The 14,246-nt window shown below is 62.0% G+C and carries 10 protein-coding genes; 1 reads left to right on the plus strand and 9 read right to left on the minus strand.

Translation table 11 applies throughout. The features are described 5' to 3' along the window. Window positions 1–637: 637 nt before the first annotated feature. From YU9_RS0136720 to YU9_RS0136745, 5 genes are all read right to left on the minus strand, one after another. On the minus strand, window positions 638–2,557 hold the full coding sequence (locus YU9_RS0136720) for a CocE/NonD family hydrolase (protein ID WP_027577178.1): 1,920 nt from the start codon (window positions 2,555–2,557) through the stop codon (window positions 638–640). A 718-nt stretch (window positions 2,558–3,275) separates the two neighbouring features. Further along, on the minus strand, window positions 3,276–3,800 hold the full coding sequence (locus YU9_RS0136730; protein ID WP_027577179.1) for a sarcosine oxidase subunit gamma: 525 nt from the start codon (window positions 3,798–3,800) through the stop codon (window positions 3,276–3,278). 11 nt (window positions 3,801–3,811) lie between these two features. Beyond that, window positions 3,812–6,811: a sarcosine oxidase subunit alpha gene (locus YU9_RS0136735; protein ID WP_027577180.1), complete on the minus strand. Its 3,000-nt coding sequence runs from the start codon at window positions 6,809–6,811 to the stop codon at window positions 3,812–3,814. Further along, the gene (locus tag YU9_RS0136740) at window positions 6,808–7,110 is read right to left on the minus strand and encodes a sarcosine oxidase subunit delta (protein ID WP_027577181.1); all 303 of its coding nucleotides are present in this window, start codon (window positions 7,108–7,110) and stop codon (window positions 6,808–6,810) included. Before YU9_RS0136740 ends, YU9_RS0136735 begins: the two co-directional genes overlap by 4 nt. A gap of 9 nt (window positions 7,111–7,119) precedes the next feature. Next, on the minus strand, window positions 7,120–8,373 hold the full coding sequence (locus tag YU9_RS0136745; protein WP_027577182.1) for a sarcosine oxidase subunit beta family protein: 1,254 nt from the start codon (window positions 8,371–8,373) through the stop codon (window positions 7,120–7,122). Window positions 8,374–8,476: 103 nt separating this feature from the next. Here YU9_RS0136745 and YU9_RS43785 point away from each other — a divergent pair, with 103 nt between their 5' ends. Next, on the plus strand, window positions 8,477–9,595 hold the full coding sequence (locus tag YU9_RS43785) for a GlxA family transcriptional regulator (RefSeq protein WP_245266698.1): 1,119 nt from the start codon (window positions 8,477–8,479) through the stop codon (window positions 9,593–9,595). Between the two features lie 452 nt (window positions 9,596–10,047). Here the strand turns inward: YU9_RS43785 and YU9_RS0136755 are convergent, their stop codons facing one another. The 4 genes from YU9_RS0136755 to YU9_RS0136770 all read right to left on the minus strand — a co-directional run. Further along, complete coding sequence (locus tag YU9_RS0136755) at window positions 10,048–10,875, minus strand: ABC transporter permease (RefSeq protein WP_027577183.1); 828 nt, start codon at window positions 10,873–10,875, stop codon at window positions 10,048–10,050. Window positions 10,876–10,880: 5 nt separating this feature from the next. Next, complete coding sequence (locus YU9_RS0136760) at window positions 10,881–12,131, minus strand: ABC transporter permease (RefSeq protein WP_051380651.1); 1,251 nt, start codon at window positions 12,129–12,131, stop codon at window positions 10,881–10,883. Window positions 12,132–12,203: 72 nt separating this feature from the next. Continuing rightward, window positions 12,204–13,226 (minus strand): ABC transporter substrate-binding protein, encoded by a 1,023-nt coding sequence (locus YU9_RS0136765; protein ID WP_027577185.1) that lies wholly within the window; start codon window positions 13,224–13,226, stop codon window positions 12,204–12,206. A gap of 99 nt (window positions 13,227–13,325) precedes the next feature. Continuing rightward, on the minus strand, window positions 13,326–14,246 hold a 921-nt coding region (locus YU9_RS0136770), incomplete at its 5' end, for an ABC transporter ATP-binding protein (protein ID WP_027577186.1).

Raw genomic sequence — 14,246 nt, forward strand, 5'->3', positions numbered from 1 at the left:
CAGCCTGCCCGGAACAGGTCGTTCGATCCCGTCGCCTTGTGCTTCTTCGGCCGCATCGTCCCCTCCGATGCACCACAGAATCACGGTCCGCAGCGAAAGGGAATCCACAAATCAAACTGCAGGGTTTGAGCGGCTCAAGCGCCCAATCCCTGCAATCTCAAATGCCTCCGCATCCGAAAAACAGACTCTCGCTCAATCGCTTAGAGACTTGTTCACGGACGACGAATCAGGATTGCCTGCGAGATCCGCGATCCGCATGGTAACACGCTCGAGGTATAATCTCGACCCATTCACTAGGTATCCTCAGTTCAATCGAGCCCGTTAGAGCTGCAGATTTCGGCATAATCGTATATAACAAACGCGGCGGTTCGCCTTGCGCTACTAACTGGGTGTCATTCATCGCCGCCAGACTTGCTCAACCATTTACGCGATAGCTCCCCCCAGTACGTCGATCTCAGGCCTAGTATTCCGTCATTCAAATCGTAACTCGCATTGCCGGCATCGTTTGAGACCGACTCGCCCCGGCGAAGCCGTCGATCACTGTCTCGCAGTTTGGGTGGTCGGTGCCGCGGGTACTCTCCCGATCTTCTCAAAATGGGGGACCAGATTGCCTGATCCCGCGCACTCCGTGACTGCACTAGCGCCATACAGCTGTGAACAGTCGACATCCATCGAGGGTGACTTCGCCGTTCATGACCGTTGTGTCACGGGTGAAGCGGGAGCGCGTACGCACCTCGATGCGCTCCCCTCCAGATAGGCGAACGTCGATACGTCCTTCGCAGTGCACGGCTGCGGCATCCGGCCGTGTTGCAGGTGTTGTCGCGCGCGCGGACAGTTGGATGCGGAAGGTGGCTCCAGTTGGAGTGCGGAGATCGCTCGTCGAGCCGATTTCGACCGATACGGCACCGGTCACTGCATCGCGCTCGACTTTCCAGATCGAAGGGTCGGCGGGCACGTGCCATGGCCTGCGATTCACGGCTGGATCAGGAATCGGCAGCGCCGGCTCGCCTATCCGCTCGGCGCTCTCCGGCACGACTGGCACCTGCACGAGCGAGCCCGCCAGCTGCACTCTTATGGTTGGGTTGGTGCGCAGCGGCCATATGAAGGGAAAATCCGAGCACGCGATCGCGAGCCGCAGTCGGTGACCCGCGGGAACGAAGTACGATGCTGCCCAGAGCGGGATGCGGTACTCGACCACTACGCCTCGCTCAATCGGCCGGGCGGCGGACAACCATCCGCTTGTGATTAACGTGGAGCTTCCGTCCGGCGCAACAGCATTCAGCTTGGCGACCAGCTGCAGCTCTTCACCCTCGTCCAGCGTGACCTGCAGGATCGCCTCGGGCGAGCCAGTGATCTCGAGTCCCTTCTCCAGCGGTGAACTCGTATAAGTGAGCGAGCGCAGATCATCCTCCGCCTGCTCCAGCGGGTATCCAACACCCAGCTGAATCGAATCAGGGAGAGTCGAGGCCGTGCCGACCGTCGGATCAGCGCGGTATGGATCACCACTCTCGTCACGAGTCGGTGTGTGACCCAGCGCCCGGCCAGGCTGCAAGTGCAAATTCTGCATCTCCGCTCGGGCGACCGGCCATTCTCGCTCGTACTTCCAGCGTTCAGCTCCCTGGACGTACAGCGCTACATTCGGCTCATGCTGGACACCGTTTTGCTCGTGCTTTAGCCAGTGGTCGAAGAAGCGCCGCAGCTCGTTCAGAAAATCGACAGGCGCGCGAGGAAGCAGGTCAGGGAACCGATGCAACCAAGGACCCATGAGAAGCTTCTTGGGCCCAGCCACACGCGCGTAAGCGTCCACCATGGCCTGGGGATAGTAGTCACGCCAGCCACCGATGATGAACGCCGGGATATCAATCCGCTCCGTGGCGGTGCCCTTCGGCTTCCCCTCGTCGGCGGCGTAGTAGTCATCGAACGAATTTCTTATGCCGTCACGCTCAAGCCTCCGGAGCCGCTCACGCCAGAGACGCATCCACCGACCTTCATGATCCTGAAACGTCGGTGGCGCCAAGTCGAGTGCAAGCATCATAGCCAGCCAGCTGGCATTCGTGATACAGCTCTCGCACCCTCCTGGCGAGCTACCTTCCTCGCGTTTGCCTGAGGTACCGTACAGCGGAGCGATGGCCTTGAGGTGGGGCGGCCGTTGCGCCGCGGCTGCAAGCGCCACTGAGGCACCGTAGGAGAGCCCCCAAATGGCGACGCCGCCGTCGCACCACTCCTGGGCCGCAGCCCATTCGACGACCTGGGCGGCATCGGCACCCTCTTGCTCCAGGTTGAACTTACACACTCCCTCGGAGCCGCCAGTTCCTCGGAAGTCCACGAGCAGTGAAGCGTATCCGTGCTGCGCGAAATACCCCCTCGCATACTCATGCGACGCGCCCATGCGGTCGTCCTTACGGTAAGGGTACAAACTGACGAGCACCGGGTATTTCCCAGGCGCAACCGGCAAGTACAGGTCTGCGGCGAGATGGATGCCATCATCAAGCCGGATCAGGACGTTACGCAGGCAGCGAACGTTGTTCTTAGTGTTATCTTCTGTTGTGTGCCGCATAGTACATTCCCCGCGTTTAGCGTCTGCCCAAGAACAATGATTTCGCCGATCTGCCGAACTCGACTGAGATTCCCAACCCAAATTTATGAGCGTCGCTAATGTCATTCGGAAAGCGCGACGTGCGCACAAATTATAATTTCCACCACGGCCCCTAACGGCAAATTCCGGCAGCGATTGGCCGAATGTCTGCAAAATATTTTTGCTTCATGCAGAAAATATGCATTTATTCCACCAAGGGAACGGGAGACGCCAACACGTTCGCAATATCTCCGTCCTCGCTGGCTCTCTCGGTTTTGCGCTCGGCTTCGCGAGCGCATGCACCGCATTCTCGAAGCACTTCAGCCGCAATCTCGCTGAGCCAGCGAGGCGGCGGCGGCCTTTGATGAGCCGAGACTATTGCTGTCAATATTGAGGCACCTGGACGAAGCCGCGCGCCGGATCGTCCCGAAGTGATGTTCGAGCGCGATCTCGGCAGCGGCGATGGTCTCGATCTTGTTGAGAAATTAGCACCCCATGTAACGCCGCTTGCCAGCATAGCCTCGATATACTTGTTCGTGGGGATCGACCGTGAGCGATAAGTACATGGCGGACGATCTTGCCGAGCGATCAGCTCGATTTGACTCTGTTGGCGTCCGAGTTCGCGGGCGATGGCACTTGCGGCGGCTTTGTGGGAGAGACAGGATGCTGGCGCGTGAGGCATTGGCAGTTCCCTTTTGGCTCAGAGGCCAATCTCGAGCTCGCGCACGGCGATGTGGAGAAGGGCCCGGACATGAGGCGCATATGATCGCCGGACAGTCAGATGGAAGCGGTCCTCGCCCTCGCGGGTCAGCACAACTTGAGCGGTGTCGAACAGCGTCCGGGCGCCGGAGCCGACGGGCATACGCGCGAGGTCGCGTGGGCAGCCGGTGGCGAGCAGATCGAGAACAGCACGGCCGGCGAGAGCCAAAGTCACCTCACGGTCGGAGATCTCTACGGCGCTGAGCGGCATCCGCCCCGCGAGGTCGGCGAGGGCAGCGGCCAGCATGGCGCTTTCCGCCTCCGGCACCTCAAGGAGCCATTCGTCGGGGCCGAGGCAGAGCGCGGTGCGGACGCCGGCGGCGGCCCGAACGCCGACCTTCACAGGAAGTTTGATGCCGAGCGCGGAGGCAACGGCCGCAGGGTCGGCAGTGCGCAGCGAGATCCGGGTTGTCGGCGGCAGCTCGGTGATCGTGGGCGGGGCGAGCGAGCCATTCATGGCGTTCATTGCGTTTCCTCTCAGGCGCTGAGGCGCTTGCCGTCGGGGTCGTAGAAGACCGTGTTCTTGACGACGCGGGCCGTGATGGTCCGGTCCGGCATGGGGATGTACAGCGTCTCGCCGTCGCGAACGCGGCCGTCTGCGATGACCGCAAGCGCAATCGAGCGGCCGACCGCGTCGCTCCAATAGGCGGACGTGACGTGGCCAAGCATCGGCATTGGCTTCGGCACATTCGGATCCGCGACGATCTGAGCGCCTTCCTGAAGCACGAGTTTCGGGTCATCGGTCAGGAGGCCAACGAGTTGCTTGCGTCCTTTCGCCACCATGTCCGGGCGGGAAAGCGAGCGCTTGCCGACGAAATCGGGCTTGGCCTTGCCGATTGCCCAGCTGAGGCCGGCATCGTCAGGAGTCAGGGTGCCGTCGGTGTCCTGGCCGACGATGATGTAACCCTTCTCGGCGCGGAGCACGTGCATCGTCTCGGTGCCGTAAGGGCAGATGTCGTATTGCTGCCCGGCTTGCCAGAGCTTCTCCCACAACGCGCGGCCGCGACGTGCGGCAACGTTGACCTCGAAGCCGAGCTCCCCGGTGAAGGAGACGCGGAAGAGGCGAGCCGGAAATCCCGCGACCTTGCAGGTCGCCACCGACATGTGCGGGAAGGCCGCCTCGGAGATGTCGAGGCCCTCGACGAAGGGCTCGAGCAGCTTGCGCGCATTCGGCCCCTGAAGGGCGATGACCGCCCACTGCTCGGTTGTGGACGTGAGCCAGACCTTGAGGTCAGGCCATTCGGTCTGGAGGTAGTCCTCCATCACATTGAGCACGAGTGCCGCGCCGCCGGTGGTCGTCGTGACGTGGAAACGATCATTTGCCAGTCGGCCGATGACGCCGTCCTCGCGGATGAAGCCATCCTCGCCGAGCAGCAGGCCGTAGCGGCACCTTCCGACCCCGAGCTTCGCCCAGGCGTTGATGTACATACGTTCCATGAAGGTGACGGCATCCGGGCCGACAACCTCGATCTTCCCCAGCGTCGAGGCATCAAAGATACCGACGGATGCGCGGGTCGCGCGGCATTCGCGGCCGACGGCGGCGTGAATATCCTCGCCCGATTTCGGGAAGTACCAGGCGCGACGCCAGAGAGCGACGGGCTCAAAGGCGGCGCCGTGAGCCTCCGCCCAGGGATCGATCGGAGTCTTGCGCGTGAGCTCGAAAGTCGAGCCCTGATGGTAGCCCGCGAAGGTGCCAAAGGTTGTCGGCGTGTAGGGGGGCCGGAAGGTGGTGAGGCCGACCTGCGGCGGCTCCTTGCCGAGCGCGTCGGAAGCGATCATCAGGCCGTTGATGTTCGACATCTTGCCCTGGTCGGTCGCCATTCCATTCGTCGTGTAGCGCTTGACGTGCTCGATCGAGCGCATGCCCTCGCGAACCGCGAGGCGGATATCCTTCGCGGTGACGTCGTTCTGGAAATCGATGAAGGCCTTGGCCCTCGCAGGCTTGCGATCGGTCGATAGCTCCTTGACCGTGACGCCCGACCCAATGCGGTCGCCGGAGACGGTATAGGTCTGCGCGCTCGCTTGCCGGCCGGTGGCGCGGGCGGCTTGGGCGCCTACGGTAGCGCCATCGTTGAGCGCGGCGGCAGTGCCCCAGAGGCCACGCCCGGCGCCTGCGATGTGGACAGCCTCGGTCTTCTTGCCCGGCAGGAATGCTTGGAGCTTGTCGTCCCAGCAAAGGCTGCCTTTGGTATGGCTGAAAAGGTGAAGACTCGGCGTCCAACCGCCGCACATCAACACCGCGTCGCAGGAAAGATTGCGGGAGGCACCCACCCTGCCATTTTCAAGCCTGTTGACGCGCAGCGACTTGACCCGCAGGCGGCCGGAGCTACCCGTGACGGTGTGGCCGAGCAGGGTCTCGATTCCGAGTGCGCGGGCCCGGTTGGTGAGAGCTTGGTCGACGGTCGGACGGACATCGACGATGGCGGCGACCTTGGCACCGGACGCTGCGAGATCGAGAGCGGCGAACCACGCCGAATCATGAACGGTGACGATAGCCGGCCGGTCGCCGACCTTGACGCCGTAGCGGTGAAGGTAGGTCTGAGCGGCACCGGCGAGCATCACACCGGGGCGATCGTTTCCGTCGAAGACGAGAGGCGTCTCGAGAGCTCCCTGGGCAAGCACGACCTCGCGCGCACGGACGCGCCAGAGACGTTCTCGGGGGGCACCCTCGGGCGGAGCGGCAAGATGGTCGGTCAGCCGCTGGGCAAGGCCAACGAGGTTTTGGTGGTAGTAGCCAATCGCCGTCGTCCGGGGCTTCACGGTGACGTTCGGGAGGGACGCCAGCTCGGCGGTGGCGGCCGCGAGCCAGTCCCAGGCCGGCTTGCCATCGATCGTGATCGAGGGTTCGGACAGGAGGCTGCCGCCGCATTCTGTGGTCTCATCGACGATCATGACGGACGCGCCGGAGCGGCCGGCGGCGAGCGCCGCGGCAAGGCCGGCTGGACCTGCGCCGATGACGAGCACATCGGTGTGAGCGAAGCGGCTGGCGTAGCGGTCGGCGTCAGGTTCGGTCGGGGAAACGCCGAGGCCCGCGGCGTTGCGGATGATGGGTTCGTAGACACGATCCCAGAAGGCGCGGGGCCACATGAAGGTCTTGTAGTAGAAGCCCGCGGAAAATAGCGAGCCCAAGCGATCGTTGACCGAGCCGAGGTCGAAGGCGAGGCTGGGCCAGCGGTTCTGGCTGGTTGCCTCGAGGCCGCCGCGGAGCTCCTGGATGGTCGCTCGGGTGTTTGGTTCGAAGCGGCCGGGACCTCGGCTGGTACCCATCAGCGCGTTCGGCTCGTCCGATCCGGCCGAGACTACGCCACGCGGGCGGTGATACTTGAAGGAGCGACCCATCAGGTGCACGCCGTTCGCAAGCAGCGCCGACGCAAGGGTGTCGCCGGCGAGCCCGTGGTAGGTCTTGCCGTCGTAGGTGAAGCGAACAGACTTGCTGCGATCGACGCGACCGCGATTTGGAACGCGACAGCTGGTCATTCGGAGCCTCCCGTCAGTCCGGAGATGTCGGGACGAGGCTCGCCCGCCCTGTAGGTGAGGAGGAAGCGGTCAGAGACCGTCTCGCGCACCGCGTTGAAGAAGCGGGCGCAGCCGTTGATGTGGCGCCACCGCTCAAAATGATGACCGCGCGGGTTCGAGCGGATGAAGAGATAATCGCGCCATTCTTCATCGGTGAGCTTCGAAGGATCCTGCGGCCGGGCGATATGGGCTTCGCCGGCATAAGCGAATTCGAGCTCGGGCAGGTCCTGCTCGCAGTAGGGACAACGGATGAGCAACATGGCGAGACCTCAGTGCGCGACGGCGGCAGCGGCAGCCTCATCGATGAGCCGGCCGGTGGTGAAGCGTTCGAGCGTGAAGGGGGCGTTGATCGGGTGCGGCTCGTCGCGGGCGATGGTATGGGCGAAGACGTGCGCCGAGCCGGGCGTCGCCTTGAAGCCGCCGGTGCCCCAGCCGCAATTGACATACAGGCCGGGCACGGGCGTCTTGCCGAGGATCGGCGAACGGTCGGGTGTCACGTCGACGATGCCGCCCCACTTCCGCAGCATTCGCATGCGGCGGAAGATCGGGAATATCTCGCAGATCGCCGCCAACGTATGCTCGATCAGCGGCAGGCCGCCACGCTGGGAATAGCTTACATACTGGTCTGTGCCAGAACCTATGACGAGCTCACCCTTGTCAGACTGGCTGATATAGGCGTGGACCGAGTTCGACATGACGACGCACGGAAAGATCGGCTTCACAGGCTCGGAGACCAGAGCCTGCAGCGGATAAGATTCGAGCGGCAGCCGAACACCGGCTGTCTGCATGACGACCGAGGTGTGGCCGGCGGCGGAGACCGCCAATTTTTTCGCGCCGATGAAGCCCTTCGCCGTGTCGACGCCAGTCACCCGCCCGTCCGGGCCACGCCGGATCGCCGTCACAGGGCAGTTTTGGATGATGTCGACGCCGCGCGCCGCTGCACCTCGGGCGTAACCCCAGGCGACGGCGTCGTGCCGGGCCGTGCCGGCGCGCCGCTGCAGCGCTGCTCCAACCACCGGGTAACGGGCCGAAGGCGAAATATCGAGCGGCGGGCAGAAGACCTTGGCCTCCTTCGCCGTCAGCCACTCGTTGTCGAGGCCATTCAGGCGGTTTGAGTGGACGTGGCGTTGGAAGGACTGCACATCGTGAACGTTGTGCGCGAGCATCATCACGCCGCGCTTCGAATACATGACGTTGTAGTTTAGGTCTTGAGAGAGGTTTTCCCAAAGGTCGACCGCGTGGTCGTAGAGACGAGCGCTCTCGTTGTAGAGATAGTTCGAGCGGATGATGGTGGTGTTGCGGCCGGTGTTGCCGCCCCCGAGCCAGCCCTTGTCGATGATCGCGACATTGGTGATCCCATGCTCCTTCGCGAGATAATAGCCCGCACCCAGGCCATGTCCGCCGGCGCCGACAATCACCACGTCGTAGGCAGTCTTCGGCTGTACATCCGGCCACTGCGGTGTCCAGTTCTTCTGGCCGATCAGCGCGCCTTTGATGACCTGCGCGAAAGAGAAGTGCGTCATGCGTGCCTCCCAAGCCTATTGGGAAGCTGAATGCCGGAATTGAGCAAAGCCGGGCTGTATAAATGCGCTAGAAATGCTGTATGCTAGCGGCACGGAGGTCGGATTGGCAAAACTCAAGATCGGTTTCATCCTGGCTCGGCGGTTCACGCTGTCCGCCTTCGCTAACTTCATCGACGTCCTGAGGCTGTCTGCAGATGAGGGCGACCGTTCGCGCCCCATTCTTTGCGCATGGCACGTTCTGTCCCCGACCATCGAGCCGATCACCTCGAGCTGCGGCGTCACGGTCCAGCCGGAGGAGCCTCTGGGCGACCCAAAGCGATTTGATTATCTCGTAGTCGTCGGGGGCCTGGTCGATGAAATCGAGAATCTGCATCCCGGCACTGTGGGTTTCCTCAAACGTGCAGCAGCTATCGGGGTGCCGCTCGTCGGAGTCTGTACGGGCGCATTTATTCTGCACCGGGCGGGATTAATGCTGGGATATCGTGCTTGCGTGAGTTGGTTCCACCACGCGGACTTCGTGGAGCGCTTCAACGGTCTCAAGCCGGTCTCGGACCAGATCTTTGTCGTCGATCGCGACCGCCTCACCTGCTCGGGCGGAGTGTCCTCCGCGCATCTCGCCGCCTTCATCGTCGAACGCCACCTTGGGCGTGCGCGAGCGGCGAAGAGCCTTCACATCATGATCATCGATCAGGCTATGACGGCGGAGGAGCCACAACCGGGCATGCCGTTGGCGCTCGCGACCGAAGACGTAGTGGTGCGCAAAGCGCTGCTGCTGATGCAACAGTCGATCGACGTGCCCCTTTCGATCGGACGGGTGGTGCAACGGCTCGGCGTGAGCCGGCGCAACCTCGAACGGCATTTCCGCGAGAGTCTGGCCATGACGCCCCTCGCGGCAGACCGGCTGATCCGGATCGAGCAAGCCAAACATCTGTTGAAAACGACGAAACGGTCGGCGACCCAGATCGCGGCCGATACCGGCTTTTGCGATCTGCCCCATCTCATTCGTGTGTTTCGGGCGATCGAAGAGATGACTCCGGACGCCTTTCGGCGGAAAAGCCTCGAGTGCGGTTTAGTTTGCGCTAGCATCCCCGATGCAGCACTAAAATCGGAAATTGCAGTGTCGGCAGAATCGGAGTGTCGTCGATCTGTCGGTTTTAGGAGAAGGAGCGTTCGAAGCCACCCCGGCTGCTCGAAAGCCGGTCGAACTCAGTTACCCGAATGATCGCCTCTGTGCTGCTCGCCCAACATTTCGCCCTGAGCGAAGCTTTGCAGGATCGTCTCGAAGCGATGCTGCCAAGCGTCCTTTCAGGCATCCGATCTGCCGCACGTGTGGTCGGCTTTCACGGTGTCGAGCTTTTCCATGGGAACGGACGGGCACCTTGCAACCGGCCTTCGCCTCCGACCCGGTGTTAGTCGAGCAGGTCAAATATCTGTATCTCCTACTCCCCGGCCCTCACTGCCCCCGCAGTACCCGGGGATCGCACCGAATCGCGTCGCTATCGCAGCACCCAACGCCGTGCGTTAGCCCAACCTGTCTCGGCGGAGGCGAAAGAGGTTCGTATGTCGGATCGATGGCCGCTCTCTTGCGCGCCTTGTCGCTACGTTCCGCACAAAGGTGGCAGGCTTGGAGTGCCCATCATTTGCAATTGCTGCAACCGAACTTCAGACCGCCATCTATCTTCTGATACCGCGCAGGCGCTCAGAACGTCGGCGCAGCAACTCGACAGTCGTCAGCATGACGATGGAAAACAGGATCAGCACAGTGGCCGCGGCAATAATGGTCGGACTGTACTGCTCGCGGAGACCCGAAAACATGATCATGGGCAAGGTACGCTGCTCAGGGCTGGCCACAAAAAGGGCTACCACCACCTCGTCGAAGGAGGCGAGGAAGGCGAAGAGCGCACCGGAAACCATGCCCGGCAAAATGAGCGGCAGGATGATCTTGAAGAAGACGGTGATCGGCGGCGCGCCCAGTCCGGCGGCGGCGCGGGTGAGCGAGTGATCAAAACCCATCAGGGTCGCGGTCAAGGCGATGACGACGAAGGGAGTGGCCCCCAGCGTGTGCGCTAGGATCAGCCCGGTATAGCTGTTGAGCAGTCCGATATCAGCGTAGAAGAAATACACGGCAACCGCCGTTATTACGACCGGGACGATCATGGGCGAGATCAATAGGCTCATCACCGCCGCGCGCCAGGGAAAGTTGGGCCGACTGAGCCCGAGCGCGGCTAGCGTGCCAAGTGCGGTCGACAGCAGCGTGACCAACACCGCGATAAACAAGGAGTTGTGTAGTGCGCCCTGCCAACCGGCTGATAGGAAGAACTCCTCGTACCAGCGCAGCGACAGCCCTGGCATGGGATAGGTGAAGAAAGGCACCGAATTGAACGATAGTGGGATAATCACAAGGATCGGCGCGACCAGATACAGCAGCACCGCACCACAGATCAGTCGGTGTAGATAGTACCAGCCCTTCTCTAGCGGAGAGGCATAGGCGAAAGCGGCCATAGTTCTCACCCCATCTTGAGCCGGTCGACACCAACCAGCTTGTTATAAGCATAGTAGAGCAGCAGAGTAGCGCCGAGCAGGATTGCGGCAAGCGCCGAGGCCATGCCCCAATTGAGGTCCTCGTTCGTATAATGGGCGACGAAGTAGCTGACCATCTGGTCGGCCGCTCCGCCGACAAGCGCGGGCGTAATGTAGTAGCCCAGGCACAGAATGAACGTCAGTAGGCAGCCAGCGGCGATGCCCGGTAGGGTTTGCGGGAAGTAGATCTTCCAAAAGGCGTAGAAGGGGCCGGCGCCGAGCGAACGGGCAGCCTGGAGATAGCTTGGCGAAATCGTCTTCATCACGCTGTAGATCGGCAGCAGAGTGAAAGGCAGCTGGATATGAGTCATAGCCACCACCGTACCGACGCGATTGAAGATGAGCTCCGCGGGACGCGATATGATATGTAGCGTTATCAGCAATTCATTGACAATGCCGTGCTCCTGTAAGAGCACGCCCCAAGCCGCGGTGCGTACCAGCACTGAGGTCCAGAACGGCAGCACGATCATGATCATCAGCAGATTGCTGGTCCTTGTCGGCAATGTCGCTAAGAGATAGGCCACCGGGAAGCCCAGCAGGAGGGTCGCGGCCGTCACGGCTATGCTGATGCCGAACGTGCGCAAGAACACGTCGCGGAAGATCGCATTCTCCGGCGGGGAGGCCACAATCTGGCCTTTTGAGCCGAATTGGTAATCGAACGAACGCAGCAGGTAATACGCCGTATAGGCAGAGTGGCCGCGCTTGAGGACGATCCAGACGTCGTGCTGGCCCCAGATCGGATTGATCGCGATCAGCGTCGACCTGTAGGGGCCGGCGGACAGCGTGCTCGCCTTTCGGGCGCTTGATGTTACCTGACTGCCGGCGCCGGGCAGCTCATAGTTTATCCGCTTTGCGATAACGCCTGTAGTCTTCCGCGCCCAGGCCTGCTTGAGATCTTCGACGAGAGCGGCATAGGCGCTCTCGTCGGGCAGGTCCTTGCCGTCCCAAGCGCTTAGCGCTGACGTGGTTCGCGGCATGAGCGTCAATAGCGTATCGTCATGGATCGCGTTGAACATCATGCGGCCGATCGGCCAGACGAACGCGATCAGGATGAACAGCAGGAGCGGCAGGACAAGGGTGAAGGACATCAGCTTGCGCCGGCGCTCGACCCGTTGCAGCTTTAGCCGCAACGGAATCTTGTCGGGACCACCGTCCATTTGGACCGCCATCGTCGCCATCGAGTCCCCTCTCACATTCTTAGATCGTCTGTGGAAGCAGCGAGGAAAACGCAAGTCTCCTGCGTCTTGTACTTACTTCGCGAGCCAAGCGTTAAAGCGCTGGCGCAGCTCATCGCCCTTGTCAATCCAGAAAGCGAAATCGGTATTCACCGCAATGGCGTCACGCTCAGGCGTGTTTGGAAGGGTGGCCAGCACCTTTGGATCGACTAGCGCCATAGCATCCTTGTTGGCCGGCCCATACGGCGCGTCGCGCGTGACGTCTGCCTGCGGCTGGGGTGAGCCGGCGAAGGCGAGGAACTTGTAGGCCTCCTCCAGATGCGGGCTGCCCTTCGGAATAGCCCACCAGCTAAAGCCCCCTTGCGCGGCGTCCCACATGGTCTCGAAAAGCTCGTTGGACGCCTTACTGGTCCAGGCCGCGGTCATGATGACTTGGCGATTAGCGAGCAGCTGCACCGCCTGCGCGCCGGTCGTCCACCAGATGACGTCATTCTTGATCGTGTCAAGCCTCTTGAAGGCACGGTCGACGCCCTCCGGCGTGTTGAGGACCTTGTAGACGTCCTTGATCGGCACGCCGTCGGCGATCAGCGCCCATTCGAGATTGGGATACGGATTCTTCCATAGCCCGCGCTTGCCGGGGAATTTCTTCGTGTCGAAGAGGTCGGCGATGGTTTTCGGAGGATTCGGGTTGTTCTTTTCATAGTAAACGATCGTGCGATTGATCTGACTCGGCACCCCGCAGTTAAATTTGCCCGCGTCACCGAACTTGGCGCGGTCGAGACCCACCTTGTTCCAGTCGATCGTCTCGAGGAGGCCCTGATCGCACATTATCCAGGCGCCGGAGCTCGCAGCGTCGATCACGTCCCAGCTCACGGTCTTGGATTCGACCATGGCACGGATCTTGCCGATGTCGCCGCTGTACACGTCCTCAGTGATCTTGATCCCGGTCGCCTTCGAGAAGGGCTCGAAAACGTTCTTGCGCAGGATGGGCTGATAGGTCCCCCCCCAGCTGACGACCGTCAGCTGATCGCCAGCGAGAGCAGGCTTTATCAACGCGCCCGCCATCAAGCCAGTCGCAGCCAGGGCGCCGGCGATCATTAAGTGTGTCCTCATCGTATTACTCTCTCCCTCCTACGCCACTCCCAGGATAGGAGAGGCTGTCGAACTCCCGGCCCGCCCCGTTGATGGCAGCGCGGCTCACTGTCGTGAGGCATCGAGCGCCAGACAATCCTCTGTTTTCCAGCCGATAGTGATCACTGTGCCCGGCTCGAGCTGCACCACGCCATCCGAATTCGGCAGCTTGATCACGAAATCATCTTGGCCGCAGACCAAGATCCGAGCACGCACGTGGTCACCCAGATAGATCACCTCCGCAACGTGCGCGCNGAAGATGTTTGGCAACGAACCCGGCGCCGGGTTCANCTTCACGCGCTCCGGCCGCAACGACAACACGGTCGGCCGNCCGGCCACCTCGACATTGACTGCCAGCGCCTGCACGTTGCCAGCGCCCGGAATCTCCACCTTGCAAGTCGCGCCATTCATCGCGACGACCTTGCCGTGCAATCGGTTGTTCTCGCCGATGAACTGGGCGACGAAGGCGTTCTGCGGCCGCTCATACAGCTCGGCGGGCGCGGCGACCTGTTGGATGACCCCGTCGTTGAATACCGCGATGCGGTCCGACATGGTCAGCGCTTCGCTCTGGTCATGCGTCACATAGACCAGGGTAATGCCAAGATCTTCGTGGATATGCTTGATCTCAAGCTGCATCTGCTCGCGCAGCTGCTTGTCCAGCGCCCCGAGCGGCTCATCCATCAGCACGAGCTTGGGATCGAAGACGAGGGCGCGGGCAAGCGCGACGCGCTGCTGCTGCCCTCCAGAAAGCTGACCGGGCCGTCGCCTGCCATGAGTACCAAGCCGGACCATCTCGAGCGCCCGCCTGATCCTGGCCTCGATCTCAGCCTTGCCAAGCTTGCGGACCTTGAGCGGAAAGGCGAGATTCTCCTCCACCGTCATNTGCGGAAAGAGCGCGTAGTTCTGGAATACCATGCCGATGTCGCGCTTGTGCGGCGGCACATTCTGGATCGAGCGCCCCTCCAGAAGGATGCAGCCCTGGGTGGG

Source organism: Bradyrhizobium sp. WSM1743 (assembly GCF_000473065.1).
GTDB lineage: Bacteria > Pseudomonadota > Alphaproteobacteria > Rhizobiales > Xanthobacteraceae > Bradyrhizobium.

Bases quoted from the DNA above. Each gene is read 5' to 3' on its own strand.
- YU9_RS0136720 (WP_027577178.1), bottom strand. From the start codon at position 2,557: ATGCGGCACACAACAGAAGATAACACTAAGAACAACGTTCGCTGCCTG.
- YU9_RS0136730 (WP_027577179.1), bottom strand. From the start codon at position 3,800: ATGAACGCCATGAATGGCTCGCTCGCCCCGCCCACGATCACCGAGCTG.
- YU9_RS0136735 (WP_027577180.1), bottom strand. From the start codon at position 6,811: ATGACCAGCTGTCGCGTTCCAAATCGCGGTCGCGTCGATCGCAGCAAG.
- YU9_RS0136740 (WP_027577181.1), bottom strand. From the start codon at position 7,110: ATGTTGCTCATCCGTTGTCCCTACTGCGAGCAGGACCTGCCCGAGCTC.
- YU9_RS0136745 (WP_027577182.1), bottom strand. From the start codon at position 8,373: ATGACGCACTTCTCTTTCGCGCAGGTCATCAAAGGCGCGCTGATCGGC.
- YU9_RS0136755 (WP_027577183.1), bottom strand. From the start codon at position 10,875: ATGGCCGCTTTCGCCTATGCCTCTCCGCTAGAGAAGGGCTGGTACTAT.
- YU9_RS0136760 (WP_051380651.1), bottom strand. From the start codon at position 12,131: ATGGCGACGATGGCGGTCCAAATGGACGGTGGTCCCGACAAGATTCCG.
- YU9_RS0136765 (WP_027577185.1), bottom strand. From the start codon at position 13,226: ATGATCGCCGGCGCCCTGGCTGCGACTGGCTTGATGGCGGGCGCGTTG.